General features: G+C 44.2%; 20 protein-coding genes. 11 read left to right on the top strand and 9 right to left on the bottom strand.

Translation table 11 applies throughout. From position 1 onward, the window contains the following. Positions 1 to 11 precede the first annotated feature (11 nt). Positions 12 to 806, bottom strand: coding sequence for an ABC transporter permease (locus tag VFW36_RS06525; protein ID WP_329658004.1), 795 nt, complete (start codon positions 804 to 806; stop codon positions 12 to 14). Between the two features lie 114 nt (positions 807 to 920). On the opposite strand from VFW36_RS06525, the gene fliL reads away from it, so the two are divergent. From fliL to VFW36_RS06510, 3 genes are read left to right on the top strand one after another with little or no spacing between them, the layout of a single operon-like run. Next, positions 921 to 1,499: a flagellar basal body-associated protein FliL gene (gene fliL / locus VFW36_RS06520; RefSeq protein ID WP_329658003.1), complete on the top strand. Its 579-nt coding sequence runs from the start codon at positions 921 to 923 to the stop codon at positions 1,497 to 1,499. Continuing rightward, positions 1,496 to 1,858 (top strand): holo-ACP synthase, encoded by a 363-nt coding sequence (gene acpS, locus VFW36_RS06515; protein WP_329658002.1) that lies wholly within the window; start codon positions 1,496 to 1,498, stop codon positions 1,856 to 1,858. The genes fliL and acpS overlap by 4 nt, the downstream gene beginning before the upstream one ends. Positions 1,859 to 1,868: 10 nt before the next feature. Then, positions 1,869 to 2,165: a hypothetical protein gene (locus VFW36_RS06510; RefSeq protein WP_329658001.1), complete on the top strand. Its 297-nt coding sequence runs from the start codon at positions 1,869 to 1,871 to the stop codon at positions 2,163 to 2,165. Position 2,166: 1 nt separating this feature from the next. Here VFW36_RS06510 and thiS read toward each other — a convergent pair whose 3' ends face one another. From thiS to VFW36_RS06485, 5 genes are read right to left on the bottom strand one after another with little or no spacing between them, the layout of a single operon-like run. Next, positions 2,167 to 2,367 (bottom strand): sulfur carrier protein ThiS, encoded by a 201-nt coding sequence (thiS, locus tag VFW36_RS06505; protein WP_329658000.1) that lies wholly within the window; start codon positions 2,365 to 2,367, stop codon positions 2,167 to 2,169. 8 nt (positions 2,368 to 2,375) lie between these two features. Beyond that, positions 2,376 to 2,888 (bottom strand): ankyrin repeat domain-containing protein, encoded by a 513-nt coding sequence (locus tag VFW36_RS06500; protein ID WP_329657999.1) that lies wholly within the window; start codon positions 2,886 to 2,888, stop codon positions 2,376 to 2,378. Continuing rightward, on the bottom strand, positions 2,888 to 3,880 hold the full coding sequence (locus VFW36_RS06495; protein WP_329657998.1) for an SAM-dependent methyltransferase: 993 nt from the start codon (positions 3,878 to 3,880) through the stop codon (positions 2,888 to 2,890). Before VFW36_RS06495 ends, VFW36_RS06500 begins: the two co-directional genes overlap by 1 nt. An 8-nt stretch (positions 3,881 to 3,888) precedes the next feature. Continuing rightward, positions 3,889 to 5,064: an aspartate aminotransferase family protein gene (locus tag VFW36_RS06490; RefSeq protein ID WP_329657997.1), complete on the bottom strand. Its 1,176-nt coding sequence runs from the start codon at positions 5,062 to 5,064 to the stop codon at positions 3,889 to 3,891. Then, positions 5,061 to 6,794, bottom strand: a complete 1,734-nt coding sequence (locus VFW36_RS06485; RefSeq protein ID WP_329657996.1) for a molybdopterin-dependent oxidoreductase — start codon at positions 6,792 to 6,794, stop codon at positions 5,061 to 5,063. The genes VFW36_RS06490 and VFW36_RS06485 overlap by 4 nt, the downstream gene beginning before the upstream one ends. 92 nt (positions 6,795 to 6,886) lie before the next feature. Between VFW36_RS06485 and VFW36_RS06480 the strand changes: the two genes are divergently transcribed. Then, on the top strand, positions 6,887 to 7,882 hold the full coding sequence (locus tag VFW36_RS06480; RefSeq protein ID WP_329657995.1) for a chemotaxis protein: 996 nt from the start codon (positions 6,887 to 6,889) through the stop codon (positions 7,880 to 7,882). A 16-nt stretch (positions 7,883 to 7,898) separates the two neighbouring features. On the opposite strand, the gene VFW36_RS06475 is transcribed toward VFW36_RS06480, so the two are convergent. Both VFW36_RS06475 and VFW36_RS06470 read right to left on the bottom strand, forming a co-directional pair. Next, complete coding sequence (locus VFW36_RS06475) at positions 7,899 to 9,737, bottom strand: biotin/lipoyl-containing protein (protein ID WP_329657994.1); 1,839 nt, start codon at positions 9,735 to 9,737, stop codon at positions 7,899 to 7,901. Positions 9,738 to 9,748: 11 nt separating this feature from the next. Then, complete coding sequence (locus VFW36_RS06470) at positions 9,749 to 10,024, bottom strand: hypothetical protein (protein ID WP_329657993.1); 276 nt, start codon at positions 10,022 to 10,024, stop codon at positions 9,749 to 9,751. Positions 10,025 to 10,201: 177 nt separating this feature from the next. On the opposite strand from VFW36_RS06470, the gene ppa reads away from it, so the two are divergent. Both ppa and VFW36_RS06460 read left to right on the top strand, forming a co-directional pair. Next, on the top strand, positions 10,202 to 10,723 hold the full coding sequence (ppa, locus tag VFW36_RS06465; protein WP_015653254.1) for an inorganic diphosphatase: 522 nt from the start codon (positions 10,202 to 10,204) through the stop codon (positions 10,721 to 10,723). A 5-nt stretch (positions 10,724 to 10,728) separates the two neighbouring features. Beyond that, entirely contained in the window at positions 10,729 to 11,028 is a 300-nt protein-coding gene (locus VFW36_RS06460) for a hypothetical protein (protein ID WP_329657992.1), read from the top strand. A gap of 2 nt (positions 11,029 to 11,030) precedes the next feature. Here the strand turns inward: VFW36_RS06460 and VFW36_RS06455 are convergent, their stop codons facing one another. Beyond that, positions 11,031 to 11,495 carry a hypothetical protein gene (locus VFW36_RS06455; protein ID WP_329657991.1) on the bottom strand — a complete coding sequence of 155 codons (465 nt, stop codon included), beginning with the start codon at positions 11,493 to 11,495 and terminating at the stop codon, positions 11,031 to 11,033. A gap of 366 nt (positions 11,496 to 11,861) precedes the next feature. Here VFW36_RS06455 and VFW36_RS06450 point away from each other — a divergent pair, with 366 nt between their 5' ends. Genes VFW36_RS06450 through VFW36_RS06430 form a run of 5 tightly spaced genes read left to right on the top strand, consistent with a single transcriptional unit; the run spans position 11,862 to position 16,711 of the window. Continuing rightward, on the top strand, positions 11,862 to 12,335 hold the full coding sequence (locus VFW36_RS06450) for a transglycosylase SLT domain-containing protein (RefSeq protein WP_329657990.1): 474 nt from the start codon (positions 11,862 to 11,864) through the stop codon (positions 12,333 to 12,335). A gap of 41 nt (positions 12,336 to 12,376) precedes the next feature. Next, complete coding sequence (locus tag VFW36_RS06445) at positions 12,377 to 12,592, top strand: hypothetical protein (protein ID WP_329657989.1); 216 nt, start codon at positions 12,377 to 12,379, stop codon at positions 12,590 to 12,592. Beyond that, a complete protein-coding gene (locus VFW36_RS06440) occupies positions 12,593 to 13,540 on the top strand; it encodes a DUF523 and DUF1722 domain-containing protein (protein ID WP_329657988.1) in 948 nt (315 codons plus the stop codon). 2 nt (positions 13,541 to 13,542) lie between these two features. Then, a complete protein-coding gene (locus VFW36_RS06435) occupies positions 13,543 to 14,922 on the top strand; it encodes a deoxyribodipyrimidine photo-lyase (RefSeq protein WP_329657987.1) in 1,380 nt (459 codons plus the stop codon). A gap of 58 nt (positions 14,923 to 14,980) precedes the next feature. Beyond that, positions 14,981 to 16,711 (top strand): putative bifunctional diguanylate cyclase/phosphodiesterase, encoded by a 1,731-nt coding sequence (locus tag VFW36_RS06430; protein WP_329657986.1) that lies wholly within the window; start codon positions 14,981 to 14,983, stop codon positions 16,709 to 16,711. Positions 16,712 to 16,724 lie beyond the last annotated feature (13 nt).

Raw genomic sequence — 16,724 nt, 5'->3', positions numbered from 1 at the left:
TTTTCCCCGTTTTACATATCCAAGTATAAGAACAAAGCCGATAAAAAGTAGTTAGCAACAAAGATCGCGACAGCCGAGTAAACAACGGCATAAATCGTCGATTGCCCTACCCCACGTGCTCCGCCGCTTGTATGGTAACCGATATAACTTCCGATAGAGCTGACAATAAATCCAAATACCGCCGCTTTGATCACCCCGATCATAATGTCATCAAACTCACCCAAACGCATCAATACATCTTGATATGCGATAGGATTAATCCCCAATACCCCTATTGAGATTACATACGCTGAACTGATGGCGATAAAATCAAACCAAATGACCAGTAACGGCAGAGAAATAACCGTTGCCACAATACGCGGGGTTATCAAATATCCTTTGGAATCCACCCCCAAAATATCGATTGCATCGATCTGTTCACTCACCCGCATCGTCCCGAGCTCCGCCGCCATCGCACTGATAGAGCGAGAGATCAGCATCAATGAGGCAAAAACAGGTCCCAATTCTCGGGTAATCGAATAAAAAATCGTATATCCGGTAAAATTTTCGGCTCCGAATTGATGAAACCCGTTATAGAGCTGGATCGCTTCGACCATTCCCGTAAATAACGCCGTTAAGGTGATTACACCCATACATCCCATACCGACCGTTTCGATTTGAGTGAATAAGATTTTCGGACGTTTGAAAATATCCGGATAGAGTTTAAAAAGATGTAATTGAAATAGAATAAACTGACCGAACCGCTCAATTGTTTCATAAAATCGGACAAATGGACGACCGATATAACCTAAAAGTCTTTCTACCATAAAGATTCCCTTCATTTCATCTGCTAAGTTTACCAAAATTTCCATTAGGTACCGTGGCAAATTTCATAAGTTTCTCGCTACAATAAAGAATTAACTTTATCCTAGGAGCTATGGATGGCTGAAAAAGAAAAAGAAGAACACGAAGCCGAAGAAGGCGGAAAGAAAAAATCGGGGAATATGCTCCTGATTATTATCATCGCAGTATTGGTTCTCATTTTAGTAATCGGAGGGGTTGTTGCCGCACTCATGATGGGAAACCATGATGCAGAAGCCGAAGCCGGCAAAGGGGCAAAAACCGAAGTAGCTGCAGAGGGACATGCGACAGAAGGCGAAGCAACTCACGATGGTGAAGCCAAAGCCACAGAAGTGAGTAACGAGGCACTGACGGAAGTGGGTATTATGTTTCCTCTCGAACCGTTTACCGTTAATCTTCTCAGTGAAAGCGGACGTCGCTATCTAAAATGCGAAATGAATTTGGAAATGGACGGAAAAGAGCTCTCACCGGAATTGGAAGAGAAAAAACCGGTATTCCGCGATATTATTATCCGTATTTTAAGTTCTAAATCACTTGAAGAGATTTCGACCAGTAAAGGGAAAGAAAAACTAAAAGAAGAGATTGTCAGAGACTTGAATACTCGTTTGAAAGACGGTAAAATCAAAAATGTCCACTTTACCGACTTCGTGGTGCAATGATCGGCATCGACCTCATCAAAACTGACCGCATGAAACGTCTAATCGAGCGTTTCGGCGATCGGGGACTTCAAAAATTTTTATCCGAAAATGAAATATCTTTAATCAAAAACCATCGTAATGCGGCAGGCTTTTGGGCGGCAAAAGAGGCATGTGCAAAAGCACTGGGGTGCGGTATCGGAAGCGATTGCGGCTTTCACGACATCATCCTCTCCAAAACCCCCAAAGGCTCACCCATCATTTCCCTCTCCGAAGAGGTCAAACAGCGATTTGGGGTCACCTCACTATCGGTTTCAATCACCCATGACGGAGAGTATGCCATTGCCGTCGTCGCACTCGAATCCTATCTCTTAATCTCTTAAAGGTAAACCTATGCAAGAACTCCTAAGCATTCAAAAATATGCCTCCAAACACCATATCAGTACATTTAACGTCATTAAAAAAACGATGAGCGGAGAATTGCCTACCGTCGTCAAAGAAGAGAACGGTAAAGAAGTAACCTATATTGTGATGAACTCTTCTTCCACTCAGCCTAAAAACGATTTCAACAGTACCGCTAGTGAAGAGTTTGAGATCGATTACAAAAAAGCGTACGAAGATTTGAACAAAGAGTATTTGATCCTAAAGACCAAATACGAAAGACTATTAGCATTGCAGGGTGAAAACTAAATCACCCTCCCCCGACAAAATCAAGCAATTCGATCGTATCACCCTCTTTGAGAACTGCATTTCCCCATGCGTCTTGTTTCACAATCTCCATATTCAGAGCCGATGCCATAACACGCTCTTCCAATCCCAAAGATCTGATAAGATCGAGCATACTCGATCCCTCTGCTAACTCTCTCATTTCACCGTTTACTTTGATCTGCATAGCTACTCCTACATCGACATTCTAATCAGTTGAGCGATTTGAAAATTTTTCTTGGCAATCGCGAAATCATACGCGGTGGCCCCGTCATTATTTTTGAGATGGGGATCGGCTTTGGCTTTTAAGAGAAAATCGACCACCGCTTCGTTACCGCTAAACGCCGCTTGGTGAAGCGGTGTGACCCCGTCTTTGTTGGCAAGATTGACATCCGCACCGTGCAATACCACAAAGGTGACCAGCTCAAGATTACGCATCTTGATGGCTAAAATCAGGGGCGTATACCCGTTGAAATCCTGCGCATTTATATCCGCACCGTTATCGAGCAAGAGTTGCGCAACTTTTAAATCACCCATTTTGATCGCTACGTGCAACGCGCTCAATCCAGCTGCGTTTTGTTCATCTACACTGTGCTTGGTAGCCAAATGAGCTTTGATTTTCGACACATCTCCCTCATACGCCGCATCGTGCAGTACTCCGCCGTATAGCGCAATCGCAACGAGCAGTAAAAATGGTATCCGTACCATTACGACTCCTTGATAAAACGTATCATCTTAAACCGCTCTCCCATCAAGGACGGGGTGATCAAAATTTTCACTTTTTCCAGCTCTTGGGTATAAATCTCATCACCCGCATGTTCTTTGAGCATCGCCAACAAATCGAGTATCCCCATCTCCACCAACGCCACCAGTTGTGTCGCGTACTGTGCACATTTGATCCCTTGTGCCTCGTACGCCTCTTTAACATGGGTAAAGTTCACATCGTACGTAATATCGCTTTTACCGAATGCCTCTAATCGCTTAAGAGCCTCATCGAAAAGGGGAAACGTCTGATGTTCTTGATAAACACGGATCGAAAAATCGCTCCGAGCTTCCAACTCACCATAATCAAATGTCATAAATTCAAAACGCTTTGATGCGCGGCTCATCGCCTCGGCAAACGATTCGTATCCTAGTGCGATTTCCCCTCGATCTTGCTTATATTTTTCAGCCAATGCCGTGATTTTAGGATCATCAATATCAAAAACAATCTCATGATTCTCTACGCGAGCGATTTTCCCTTTGTAAAAAAGTTCACATCCGAATGCATCAAAAATCTCGTTTGCGATAAAAAAGGTCGATTGTTCGTTTAACTCACCGAGATCGCTATAGTGTTCCAGTGCAACCGCATTGCCGAACGATTCATCAAAATAAGACTTTTGAGCCGTTCTCAGATTCTCAAACCGTTCAACGATCCCAAAACGGAGCGTTTGCAACAGTTGCGGTCGGAGGGTATGAAGAAACTCGATAATATCAGCCAACAGATAGCCATGATGAGCCCCGATCTCACAAATCAGCGAATCAGGTCTCAAAAACCCCTCATCGAGCCGTTTGAGGATATGGTTGGCAATTGAGCCGCCAAAAAACTTCGAGGTGCTCACCGCTGTGTAAAAGTCCCCTTTTTTTCCGATCGGACGATACGAAGCATAATATCCTGACTCACCGTAGAGCCAATCGTTCATGTACTGACTAAATTGCACGTACTTCCTTAGAGCGTCGCAACCGCTTTTTCAAGACGTGCAAACCCCTCATCAATATCGGCTTTCGTAATCGTGAGCGGCGGAAGGAAACGGAGTGTATTACGCCCCGCTTTGAGAACGATTACCCCCGCATCACGCGCGGCATTGATGATCTTGCCCAGCGTATCGGCATCACACACACGAAGTCCGCGCATCATCCCAAGCCCGACGTGCTCCAAAAAGATGGCAGGATGCCCTTTTGCAAAGGTAGCCAATGAGGTTTCGAAATAGATGAGATGTTCATCCAATTCACCGCTCTCTTTGATCTCTTCGAGAATGTCGAGTACTTCATTTGCCGCCGCTGTCGAGAGATAGTTCCCTCCGAACGTCGAACCGTGATCCCCGGGTGCAAAAATATCTTTTTTGCTTGTCATAACGACACCGATAGGGACACCGCCCCCCAGACCTTTTGCCAACGTAATCACATCAGGTTCGATCCCATAGAGGTTAGACGCTAAAAACTCACCCGTGCGGTAAATCCCCGTCTGTACTTCATCCACCATCAGCAAAATATCGCGCGATTTTAGCATTGCTGATAGGGCTTGTACTTTAGCACGATCCTGAGGTTGAACTCCCCCCTCCCCTTGTACGAGTTCGATCATCACCGCAACCGTATGATCATCGATCAACGATTCGATCTCATCGATATTTTTGGCGTACACAAACCCGTCAGGAAACGGCCCGAAATAGTTGTGCATCGACTCTTGCCCCGTTGCTTTGAGCGCCGTAATCGTACGTCCGTGAAACGAGTGATCGAGGGTGATGATTTTATAGCGCTTCGGCTGTCCTTCGACCTCTCCGTACTTTCGAGCGATTTTGATCGCCCCCTCGTTCGCTTCGGCTCCGCTGTTACCGAAAAAGCATTTCATATCGTAACCGCTGAGTTCAACGATACGGCGTGCGCACTCGGCTTGGGGAGCGATGTAATAGAGATTGGAAACATGGATCACTTTACTCACTTGGTCACATATAGCTTTTGTGAGGCGATCATTGGAGTGTCCGACACTGCACACGGCGATCCCTGCGGCGAAATCGATATACTCTTTCCCCTCAGAGTCGATCAAAATCGCATTTTTACCTGATACGAAGCTGACATTTTGGCGTCCGTAGGTCGGTAATACATATTGTTCAAAATTTTTAGTCATTTTTTAGTCACCTTTATTTTAGTTTCTTGATACACGGCACTCTCCCCCTCATAGCTGAGCAATGAGGGAGTCAGTACATTCACTTGTGGCGTTCCCGAATAGATCAACAGACAATCTCGCCTCAACGTCCCATCATGTTTCACTGCCATTTCAACGCTCCCGCTTGGAGATGAGAGCCTTACTATCTCCCCCTCCTCGAATCCCGCTTCAGGATGAAAATAGACCCCAGTAGAGCGTTTAAACTGAGAGTTAAGCCCTTTGGAGTATTTAGGGGTAATGAGGTTAAATCCCTCACTCGCATCCATTTCCAAATCGACCTCGTCCAAAAACTCAAATTCTCCATTTTGAAATCCCGTTTCATAGGGGATTTGTGGAGCATTTTTTCGATACCCGACACCCTCGGAATATTCGATTTGATTTCGAAAAAAATCCAAATAATACGCTTCACGCTCAAAAGCCACCCCAAACGCATCGCACAATAGATGTGTCAGCTCATACTCGCTAATTCCCGTACTACTCTGCGACAGTTGCGGCATCTCTTGTAATGTGTAATCGCCGTACGAACTGCGAAAATCATTTTTTTCCAAGAAGGTTTTCGCCGGAATCACCAAATCGGACGAACGTGATGTTTCATTTGCATAAAGCCCGAAATAGACGCTAAACCCTGCACTCTCAAACGATCGTGTCACACTATCGCTATTGGGCATTTGAGCCAAAGGGTTTGATCCCTGAATGAAAACACAATTATACTTTGAAAAGTCAACAGTTGGCTTACTCACACGATGAGAAATGGGTTTAAAAGGCAACTCGATACCGCTCAACGAGTTACCTAAAAAACTGACACCGCATCCGCGTTTCCCAAACAGCCCCATTACCGCTGCGAAACCATCGATAGCACGGAGGACATCTGCTCCGTTACGGTATTTTTGAACCCCGATACCGACTAAAATCGCCGTCTTTTTTCCCTGCACCATCTCGAGGATCGATCCGATCTCTCCCAAAGTAACATCGATAGCATCCAACGTTGCTTTGATCCGAACACTCTGGGTCAACTCGTAAAAATCGCTGTAGCCGCTTGCATATTCTTCCAAAAAATCTTTATCATGCAACCCTTCGATAATCGCAAAGCGGCTGAGCAACAGCGCCAGATACATATCCCCGTGAGGCTTGATCTGAATATGGAGATCCGCTTTGTGAGCCATCGCCGTTTTCACGGGATCAATGACAATGATTTTTTTTCCCTCCAAAAAGGGAAGCACATGAGAATGGGTCGTATGAGGATTTCGTCCCCACAAAATAACCACTTCACTTTCCTCTAGCATCGATGGGATGAGGACTTCATTACTCCCCCGTCCCGCCAATACACCCGCTTCTCCCGCACCGTCACATAAACTTCCTGAGGTTCCCACTGCGTTGATACCGGCAAAAAAATGCTCAACCGAGCGCTGCATCAAACCTACATTACCGCTTCCTCGGTAATAGAGCGTCTCAGAGGATTTAGAGCTTTTTAACGCTTCAATCAACAACTCAACTGCACGTTCCATCGAAATCTCTTCACCTCGAAACATCGGAGCCGTCAAACGTTCGGCTTGGTTAAAATGGTTCAGATTCGGACACAAATAACCTCGCGTAATTGGGTGTTCTTTGTCCCCTTTGAGCTTAGCGTTTTCATCAAGCGTTACACGACAGGCATCATAACAATCAAGAGGGCAAGCCGAGGTTGAATTCATTTCAATCAAAATTTTCTTTCAAAATAGGTGTTATTTAACATTTTACCCTCAGCACCCTTTAGTTTTTAGTAAAAAAAACCCCTGATTTGGATATGATTAAAGAATATAAATATTTCGAGGTCACTATGTCTCTTTTAGAACACGTCGACGCCGCCACCAACTTAGCCAAAAATAATGAAGTACAATTATTGGTTTTTAAAATTGATGCCGCTGAAGAGTCCCCATACTACGCCATCAATGTTTTTAAAACCCGTGAAGTGGTCGAGTCAAAACGGCACCATCTCACCCAGATCCCGGGAGCACATCCACTATTGGAAGGAACGATTGTTTTACGTGAACTTCAAATCCCGATTTTAAATCTGCCGAAATGGCTTGGGGTTCAACTCCCTGATGAGAAACGCAAAGCATCCAATCTCCTAATCTGCGATTTTAACGGGATTGTCATCGGTATCCGTATTATGTTTGCGTACCGTGTTATCAAGAAAAACTGGAACGAAATGCATGCGCCGGACAGTTACCGATTAGGAGACGACGGTCTGGTAATCAACGATACCCGTTTGGATGATGGAAGTCTGTGTTTGGTTCTCGATTATGAAAAACTTTTAGCCGATGTTATCCCTCAGGCGATGGTCAATGTTGATAATGCAACCAAAGCTCTCCACAACATCGCTATTCCTGAAAAATTGAAAAACGGTGTTGTCCTCATCGCCGAAGATTCAAAAACCGCACAGCGCCATTTGCGCCAGATTTTCGAGCATGCCCATATCGGCTACCAAATTTTTAACAACGGACGGGATTTGGTGGAATTCATTGCCAAACATCCGAGCCCTGCATCGATACCGGCCATCATTACCGATATTGAAATGCCTGAAATGTCAGGGTTTACCGTTATTCAATCGCTTAAAGCCAATCCTCTTACCAAATCGATCCCGATTATCGTCAACAGTTCTATGACGGGTGATAATAACAAACGTGAAGCGGCTTCTTTGGGGGCTGACGGATTTATCGATAAAACGAAAAGTGAAAATATTTTAGCACTGATTGTAGAAAAAATGAATGAGGAATCAACGAAGCTTCTCCCTCGTTAAGGGAGAATCAGTAGAGTTACTCTACAACTGCCAATACTTGACCTGCTTCGATTTTATCGTTTACATTGACGTTGATCGATGTAACTTTTCCGTTACGCGGAGCGACAACATCAATCTCCATTTTCATCGCTTCAAGAATCATGATTTTATCACCGGCATTGACACTGTCACCGACAGCGGCAACAAGTTTGAATACTGAACCCGGAAGTTCTGCACAAATCGCGTTTGCATTTGCTACCGGAGCTGCTGCAACCGGTGCCGCTACAGGTGCTGCCGCTACCGGAGCCGCAACCGGCGCTGCTACTGATACTGATTGAACATTTGCGTTACCATCTACGATTTGTACGTTATATTGTTGTCCGTCTACGATTACTGTGTACGTTCCATTTGCCATTGTGAAATTCTCCTGTTTTGATTGATTTGGTTGTTTTGATTCTGCCGCTTTCGGGCTATTTTTTCGAACGTTTACGGTCGCTTCCCCTTTGAGGAATGCAATCCCTTTGACATCACATGAAGCAGCGATGAAAATATTCTCATCGGTAGCTTCCAGTCCTTCGTCACTCAACTTTTTAGTCCAGTAAGCGATCGATTTTGTCTCATCACGATCGGCAATGTCGATTGCATTGTCTGTTGTCGGATCGAGTTTGAGTTGCTCTTGAGCGATACGAACCACTTCTGCATCGGGTGCAGTAGGGGTTTTACCGAAGTAACCCAATACCATTTTGCCATAACCCGGTGCGATTTTTTTCCATGGTCCCATAAGGGCGTTGTTCAGCGCTTGTTGGAAATAGAACTGAGATACCGGAGTAACGGATGTTCCGTAACCCCCTTTCTCAACCACTTCACGCATTGCACGGATAACTTCAGGATAACGATCCAACATGTTGTTATCGCGCATCATTTGGGTATTGGCAGTCAGTGCGCCCCCCGGCATCGGAGAGAACGGGATGAGAGGTGAAACCTGCGTCGCTTCCGGCGGCATGAAATAGTCTTTCAAACAATCGCCCAATACATCTTCGTATTTGAGGATCTTTTCGACATCAAGCCCGCCGAGATCGTAGTTTTTACCCTTAACGGCATGAAGCATCGTCAAAATATCGGGTTGAGACGTACCGCCGCTCACCGGTGATGCCGCCATATCGATACCGTCTACTCCGGCATCGAGTGCCGCAAGATAACACGCGACACTCACCCCTGCCGTTTCATGGGTATGAAGACGCAAATGGGTCCCCTCAGGAACCAAACGACGAGCCATTTGAAGTGTTTCATACACTTTTTGAGGACTTGAAGTTCCGCTCGCATCTTTAAAACAGATAGAGCTGTATGGAATGCCCGAATCCAAAATATCGCGAAGTGTTTTCTCATAAAATGCGACATCATGCGCACCGACACACCCCGGAGGGAGATCCATCATGGTGACAACCACTTCGTGTTTCAACCCGTGATGAACGATACGTTCACCCGAGTATTTAAGGTTTTCGACATCATTCAATGCATCAAAGTTACGGATCGTTGTCGTTCCGTGTTTTTTGAACATTTTGGCATGTAAATCGACCATTTCACGGCTGCCGGTATCGAGCATAACCGTATTAACCCCGCGTGCAAGGGTTTGAAGATTTGCGTCCGGTCCCACGATAGCGCGGAAACGATCCATCATATCGAATGCATTTTCGTTTAGATAGAAAAAAAGGCTTTGAAAACGTGCTCCGCCTCCAAATTCAAAATGTCGGATTCCCGCCTCCGCAGCCGCTTCGACCGCAGGGAAGAAATCTTCCATCAACACCCGACCGCCGAATACGGACTGAAAGCCGTCACGGAACGTGGTGTCCATCACATCGATGTATTTTTTTGCCATTTACGTAATCCCTACTTCTTTATATTGTTACGGTGGTGAATTGCGGCTACCAGTGCCGCGATTCCTAACAAGCCACCATTTTGAGAGTTTTCCATTTCATGATGGTGCAAAGCAGCCGCAATCGCCGCTACTTTTGCCCGAACATCACTGTTTTCCAAATCATGGTGGTGCAATGCCGCTGCAATTGCTGCTACTTTGGCACCTTGTGCACGATCATGCGATGCATCAGCTGCAAAGTTTTGAGATTCCGGGGCATTCTTGGATTGAAACATTGTTAAATATTTCATTACTTTTTTCAGTAATGCCATTCACTATCCCCTGTTTAATTTGCACGCGTAATCTTTACACGATGCGTGATTTTAGTATAAAGTTCATTAAAAAAGATTTACTAGGTGCACTTTCAATGAACCTTTTAGTTTCTTTCGTTACAATCCGCCTCATTATTTTATACACAGAGGTATCTCATGGATCTAAGCAAAATCGGTTACGGCGAAAATCCCGATAAAGTCAAAGCAATTATTGAAATTGCATGTGGATCAAACATCAAATACGAAGTAGAAAAAGAGAGCGGTGCATTGGTACTTGACCGTGTAATGCATTCAGCTATGTACTATCCGGCAAACTACGGATTTGTCAACAAAACGCTTTCACAAGACGGCGATCCGGCTGATATTTTAATCCTTACCGAGTATCCTATGGTTGAGGGATGTGTAACAAACTGCCGCCTTGTCGGTGTTCTCATTATGGAAGATGAAAGCGGTATCGATGAAAAATTGCTTGCCGTTCCAACCTCTAAAATCGATCCGACGTTTGAAGAGATCCAAGACCTCGGCGATATTCCGAAACACACGTTGGCAAAAATCAAAAACTTCTTCGAAACGTACAAAATGCTCGAGCCGGGTAAATGGGTAAAAGTAAAAGGGTTTGAAGATAAAGCATCCGCGACTAAAATCCTCGAAGACGCTATCAAAAATTACAAAGAGTAAGGTTCATGATCAATTTCGACTCTCCCGATTTTTTTGCCTACGCGATATTTGGGCTAATACTCAATTTCGTATTCTCGATCGCGTTCGGGCTCTATCTCAGTAAAAATATCGGAGTCGAAGAGATGATGCTCTCCAAGGGGAGCAAAGAACAGCCGTGGTGGCTCGCCCTCTCGCTGGCTGTCCCGTATGCCAAAATGGCGATAACCCTCTATCGGGTTGCCATTTTACAGCTCTACTTTCTCGATCAGGGAAAAAGCCACAAAGAGTACTGGATTTATCTCACAACCAACGATGAGAAACACTAACTCTACTTCTCTTCTTTAATACACCATTTTCGAATCAACGTTTCGTGCAATCCGATTTTCTCTTTTGTAGCCCCGAATTCGGCTCTCTTTAATCTCGCATTCCACTCTTTTTGATTAAAGGCAGGATCAACAACTGCTAACCCTTCTCGTAAAAGCATCTCACTGTAACTCTCAGGTCCGTTTGCGTATAGGACACACCCCTGTTCAATTCTCTCATAATGATACGATTGCTGAAGTATTAAATGCTCACGAGCATAGTGTTTCTGATGCGGGTGCGATAGATAAAAAGCGTCAATAGCCGATCGGCACTCTTGCGGCGAAGCACTGTTTTGGAGCATTTTTTCCAATGTCACGACACCGAAGGGTTCACATACTACCGAAGCGTTTTGGTACAGTAGGGTTTGTTTTGCATTATTATCTATCGATACAAGCAATCCAATCGTAAGTTCTGCATGCAAAGGTATCACGCATATCAAGAAAATCATTAATCGGACAAAAATTGTTTCATTTTTACTCATGAGCTCTTTTTTTACCTCTTTTTTTGATACTTTTAGAAAACTTTTTACTCTGAAACTTAAATCAACAACGACAATGATGACATTTTATAACATATAACAACAGTATTTTGGCTCAATCTTAATCACCTGTTTCCCGCTATGGGGTAGGATAGACCCCTTTTCTATTACTTTTTCTTAACTGATTCATTTAGAAAGCTCACACCATTGTTATATCTTCCAGAGTACCCTAAAATTTCACATTCCATTTTTGAGGTGTAACTTTTGAGAATTCTTTCCCTAATATTACTATTTGCTTTGTCACTTTTTGCTGATTCTATGACCCCTAAACAACTCCATGTATTACAAACCGTACGTGATGTCGCGAAATCCATTCCCGATAAAAACGGCAAGACGTATGAAAATACCCTTAGTGCGATTTGTATCACCGAGAGCGATGCCGGTCAATATACCATCGGCGATTTTAAACATAAAACATCTTTTACCAAAGCGTCCCTTGGACCGATGCAGATTCAAGTCGCTACCGCACGTCACGTTTCACAAAATGTCAAAAAACTTCGTTGGCTTAATAATCTTAGTGATGTTCAATTAGCCGGACGTCTCTTAGGCGATATTAAACTCTCTGCTCAAGTTGCTACTCATTATGTTGTACTTCTTCAAAACCGACGTGTTGATCACTTTTGTGCTATCAGCGGTTACAACGGCGGAACCGCCAACTATACCTACTATAATCGGGTTATGAAAAATATGCAAATTGTAAATCACCTCGTCTCAGCCGGTAAGCTGTCATAATTTTTAAGCTATAATACTTCCACTTGAATAGGGAGGTTATTATGAATGACGAAAAGCTCAAAATCGTATTAGCACTTCTGGGTGGTGTTATTTTTAGCTTGGTGTTTATCCTTTTAGCCTTTATTCTCCCCCTTCATCCACCCAAAGTTCCCCCTAAAACCATGAACTCAGAACTCCAAAAACTCTCAAAAGCGTATAAAGAGAGTCAACTCAAACTACCGCCTGAACAACAACAGTCTCCAAAAAAAGAAGAATAGTTGAAAATAGCTGTTTCCGCCTGTTTGTTAGGTCAAAAGTTGCGTTTTGACGGAGGACACAAACATGAGCACTTCATCACTGATGAGCTCTCTCGATTTGCCGAATTCGTCCCGTTTTGTCCCGAACACTTAGCCTTTGGTACACCGCGTCCTTCTATGCGGTTGGTACGTCATGAGAATGCGCTTGTTGTTCAATCCAATAAAGACGGTACCGATCTTACCGATAAGCTTATTTCCCTAAGTAATGAAGAACTCTCCAAGATTTCTAATGAACCGCTGTGTGGAATCATTTTCAAATCCAAATCCCCAAGTTGCGGGATGAAAAGTGCCAAAGTCTATCTTGATAACGGCTTTTGTGAGGGGAAAGAAGACGGTATATTCGCTTCGATGTGTATTGAGCACTATCCGCTCCTTCCGATGGAAGAGGAAGGCAGGCTCCAAGACCCGTGGTTGAGAGAAAATTTTATCATGCAGATTTTTGCCTATGATGCGTATGAGCAATTTAGCGCTTCTCATCCGAATTTGGGAGATATGGTCCGATTTCATACCGTCCATAAATTTTTACTTCAATCCAAAGACGAAAAACTATACCGAGAACTCGGTAATATCGTAGCCAACCGTGGGAATCTGCCTCTCGAAACCCTGCTTGCACTCTATGAACTTGGATTTAAAACCGCCATTTCTCGTAAAAGCTCGATTAAAAAAACACGCAATGTTTTAGAACATTTAGCAGGATTTTTCAAAAACGACCTGACCAAAAATGAAAAAAAAGTGCTCCACACTCAAATCGACGATTTCACCGATAAAATCATCCCTCTGATCGTTCCGTTGTCAACGATCTCTCTGTACGCACAAAAATACAATAACACCTATCTACACGAGCAAACCTTTCTCAACCCCTACCCTAAAACACTGGCATTGCGATCTCATATTGACGCGGGAAAATAACCGTGCGACGTATCGTATGGTTTCGTCGTGATCTGCGCATTGACGACAACCCCCTCCTCTCATTGGAAGGGGATCTCCTCCCCATCTTTATTTTTGATACCCATATTCTCTCTTCGCTCAAAGCGGATGATCGGCGTGTCACGTTTATTTTCAATGCACTCTTCCAGCTCAAATCCTCTTTACAGCAATTGGGGCTTGATTTAGCTGTTTTCTACGGTGAGCCGACCGAAATTTTCCGCTATCTTCTAGCGCACGCCCATTTTGATGAAGTTAGTGCTTCGGGTGATTATGATGCATACGCTCTTCAGCGAGACCGACAAATATCCCATCTTCTCACCTTTAACTATATTAATGATACCTATATCTTCCGAAGTGATGAAATACTCAAACCCGACGGAACCCCCTATTTGGTCTTTTCCCCCTATTACAACCGAGTGAAATCCCTTTTTAGACCTGAGCACATGAGAGAGTTTTTTCCTAAGACTCACGCTCTTATTCCGTTTGATTATTCACCACTGCATTGTGTTCAAAGGTCTCACTATACTCCGAAACCTCTATCACTCGAATCAATCGGATTCATCCCGCAGATCTTGACATCTAGCCAACAACGCTCACCCTATACAAAACTCGATCAGTTTGCCGATAAGCTCGATCACTACTCAAAAAATAGAGACTTTTTAGCCTTGGATGCGACCTCCGAGCTCAGCATCGATTTACGCTTCGGAACCGTTTCGATACGTCATGTTTTGCGGTGGCTGACAACTCAAAAAAATCGAGGAGTTGATACGGAGCCTTTTTTTCGTCAACTGATCTTTCGGGAATTTTATGCCATGCTCTTAGCCCATTTCCCCCATCTCAGCAATCGAAATTTTCGCTATAACTTTGCAGGAAGAGAAAATGAAGCGTATTTTAAAGCATTTTGCACCGCCCAAACCGGAGTCCCCATTGTCGATGCCGGAATAAGAGAGCTATTGGAGAGCGGAGAAATGCATAATCGTGTTCGGATGATCGTCGCCTCGTTCTTCACTAAAAACCTCCTCTTGCCGTGGCAATGGGGTGAAGCCTTTTTTGCCGAGCATCTCAACGATTATGATGCGAGTTCCAATAGTCTCTCATGGCAATGGAGCGCGGGAACGGGTATCGATCCGCAACCTTATTTTCGTATTTTCAATCCCTATACCCAAAGTGCTAAATTTGACCCCGATGGGGTTTATATCCATCGATGGCTTCCTGAATTAGCCGGTATCCCCGCTAAAACACTCCACTGCGAAGAAAGATTATCCGCACTGGCATTAACGGGTTACCCCGCACCGATTGTCAATCATAAAATGAGTTCAGAAAAAGCGTTACATTATTTTAAATCGCATAAAAATGTGCTATGATGTTTTAGAATAATCTGCATAAGTGAGAACAATGTTTTAGTAGTAGGAGGAAGAGTGTATGAATGATAACCATTCGTCGATTTCTCAAACACAGCCTTTAACGCCGGAAGAGGCGCAAGAGTTCCGCCGACTCAAATTTGCTATCAGTTCCTCTGAAGACGGTATTTGGGAATTTAATGTCCAAAATAATACTACCTATGTCTCAAAACGGTGGCTGGAAATCATCGGATATGATGAAAACGAGTACGAAAGTTCCATCGAAGCATGGAAAGATCTACTTCATCCTGACGATGTTGAACAAGCAATGGGTGTCCTTTTTAACTCCATTGCCAATAAAATCGAAAGTGCCCATGTCCGTTACCGCGTTCGTCATAAAGACGGGCATTGGATTTGGATTCATGATCGGGCAAAAATCCTTTTTGATGAGGCGGGAGAACCCCTCATCGTTGCAGGTTTTCGCACCGATGTTACGGAACTTGTCACTGCGCAAGAGCAACTTCTTTATTTAGCAACCCATGATTCACTCACCGCTCTACCGAACCGGACTCTCTTTTTAGACCACCTTCAAAATACCCTCAAAAAAAATTATTTCTCGGATGAGAAAATTGCCGTTTTGTTTATCGATCTTGACCATTTCAAACAGATCAACGACTCATTAGGGCATCCGGTCGGCGATAAACTGCTCGTACTTGCTTCTCAACGACTCAAGAGTATCTTACGCGAAAGCGACACTATCGCTAGGATGGGAGGAGATGAGTTTAATATCCTCATCGGAAGTATCAACCATGTCGACGACCTGATTGATATTTGCGAAAAATTGATCCACGCATTCCGAGAACCTTTTGCGATAGACGGACGCCTTTTACACACCTCTCTGAGTATCGGGATTGCCCTCTCTCCGGATGATGGGATGAGTGCCGAAACCCTGCTCAAAAATGCCGATACCGCCATGTACCGTGCCAAAAATGAAGGGCGCAATACCTACCGTTTTTACGCGAATGAGATGGGAGATAAAGCATTTGAGAGAGTTGTGATGGAAAATGCCCTGCGCATCGCACTCAAAGAGAACCAATTGCAAGTCTATTATCAGCCGCAAGTCGATTTAGTGAACGGAGAATTAATCGGACTCGAAGCACTGGTAAGATGGATGCATCCGACTATCGGGATGGTCTCCCCGATCAATTTCATCCCTCTTTGTGAAGAGATGGGGCTTATTTCGGAAGTCGATTTTTTTGTCTTGGAGAGCGTCGCCAATCAACAAGTGAAGTGGCATAATCAAGGGATAAACGCTCCGAAAGTCGCCGTCAACTTTTCGGCAAAAACGCTCGGAAATCCGCTCATTGCCAAAGAGGTCGCTTCCATATTAAATTTTTACGGATGCGTCCATGAATGGATAGCGATCGAAGTGACCGAATCGCATATCATGAAAAATCCCGAAGAGGTCATTTATATTTTAAAAGAACTAAAAGATTTAGGGCTGGAAATCTCTATTGATGATTTCGGTACGGGGTATTCCTCTCTCTCGTATCTCAAACGGCTCCCCATCCATAAGCTCAAAATCGATCAAAGTTTTATACGTGAGATCCCCTACGATGAGGACGATATAGCCATTACTAAAACCATCATCGGGCTGGCGCACAATCTCAAACTCGACGTCATCGCCGAGGGGGTAGAGACCGCTGAACAACAAACATTTTTGCTCGAAAACGGCTGCCAGCTAGCACAAGGGTATCTCTTTTCAAAACCGCTCGATACCGAAGCCGTTACCGGAGTGCTCAGAAATCTATAGAATGATTTATTTA

This window comes from Sulfuricurvum sp., assembly GCF_036279695.1.
Taxonomy (GTDB): Bacteria; Campylobacterota; Campylobacteria; order Campylobacterales; family Sulfurimonadaceae; genus Sulfuricurvum.
Note: the sequence above shows the minus strand (reverse complement) of the source record. Positions and strands in the feature narration are given on the sequence as shown.

Coding starts and splice junctions, on each gene's coding strand:
- VFW36_RS06525 (WP_329658004.1), bottom strand. CDS start 806: ATGGTAGAAAGACTTTTAGGTTATATCGGTCGTCCATTTGTCCGATTT.
- fliL (WP_329658003.1), top strand. CDS start 921: ATGGCTGAAAAAGAAAAAGAAGAACACGAAGCCGAAGAAGGCGGAAAG.
- acpS (WP_329658002.1), top strand. CDS start 1,496: ATGATCGGCATCGACCTCATCAAAACTGACCGCATGAAACGTCTAATC.
- VFW36_RS06510 (WP_329658001.1), top strand. CDS start 1,869: ATGCAAGAACTCCTAAGCATTCAAAAATATGCCTCCAAACACCATATC.
- thiS (WP_329658000.1), bottom strand. CDS start 2,367: ATGCAGATCAAAGTAAACGGTGAAATGAGAGAGTTAGCAGAGGGATCG.
- VFW36_RS06500 (WP_329657999.1), bottom strand. CDS start 2,888: ATGGTACGGATACCATTTTTACTGCTCGTTGCGATTGCGCTATACGGC.
- VFW36_RS06490 (WP_329657997.1), bottom strand. CDS start 5,064: ATGACTAAAAATTTTGAACAATATGTATTACCGACCTACGGACGCCAA.
- VFW36_RS06485 (WP_329657996.1), bottom strand. CDS start 6,794: ATGAATTCAACCTCGGCTTGCCCTCTTGATTGTTATGATGCCTGTCGT.
- VFW36_RS06480 (WP_329657995.1), top strand. CDS start 6,887: ATGATTAAAGAATATAAATATTTCGAGGTCACTATGTCTCTTTTAGAA.
- VFW36_RS06475 (WP_329657994.1), bottom strand. CDS start 9,737: ATGGCAAAAAAATACATCGATGTGATGGACACCACGTTCCGTGACGGC.
- VFW36_RS06470 (WP_329657993.1), bottom strand. CDS start 10,024: ATGAAATATTTAACAATGTTTCAATCCAAGAATGCCCCGGAATCTCAA.
- ppa (WP_015653254.1), top strand. CDS start 10,202: ATGGATCTAAGCAAAATCGGTTACGGCGAAAATCCCGATAAAGTCAAA.
- VFW36_RS06460 (WP_329657992.1), top strand. CDS start 10,729: ATGATCAATTTCGACTCTCCCGATTTTTTTGCCTACGCGATATTTGGG.
- VFW36_RS06450 (WP_329657990.1), top strand. CDS start 11,862: ATGACCCCTAAACAACTCCATGTATTACAAACCGTACGTGATGTCGCG.
- VFW36_RS06445 (WP_329657989.1), top strand. CDS start 12,377: ATGAATGACGAAAAGCTCAAAATCGTATTAGCACTTCTGGGTGGTGTT.
- VFW36_RS06430 (WP_329657986.1), top strand. CDS start 14,981: ATGAATGATAACCATTCGTCGATTTCTCAAACACAGCCTTTAACGCCG.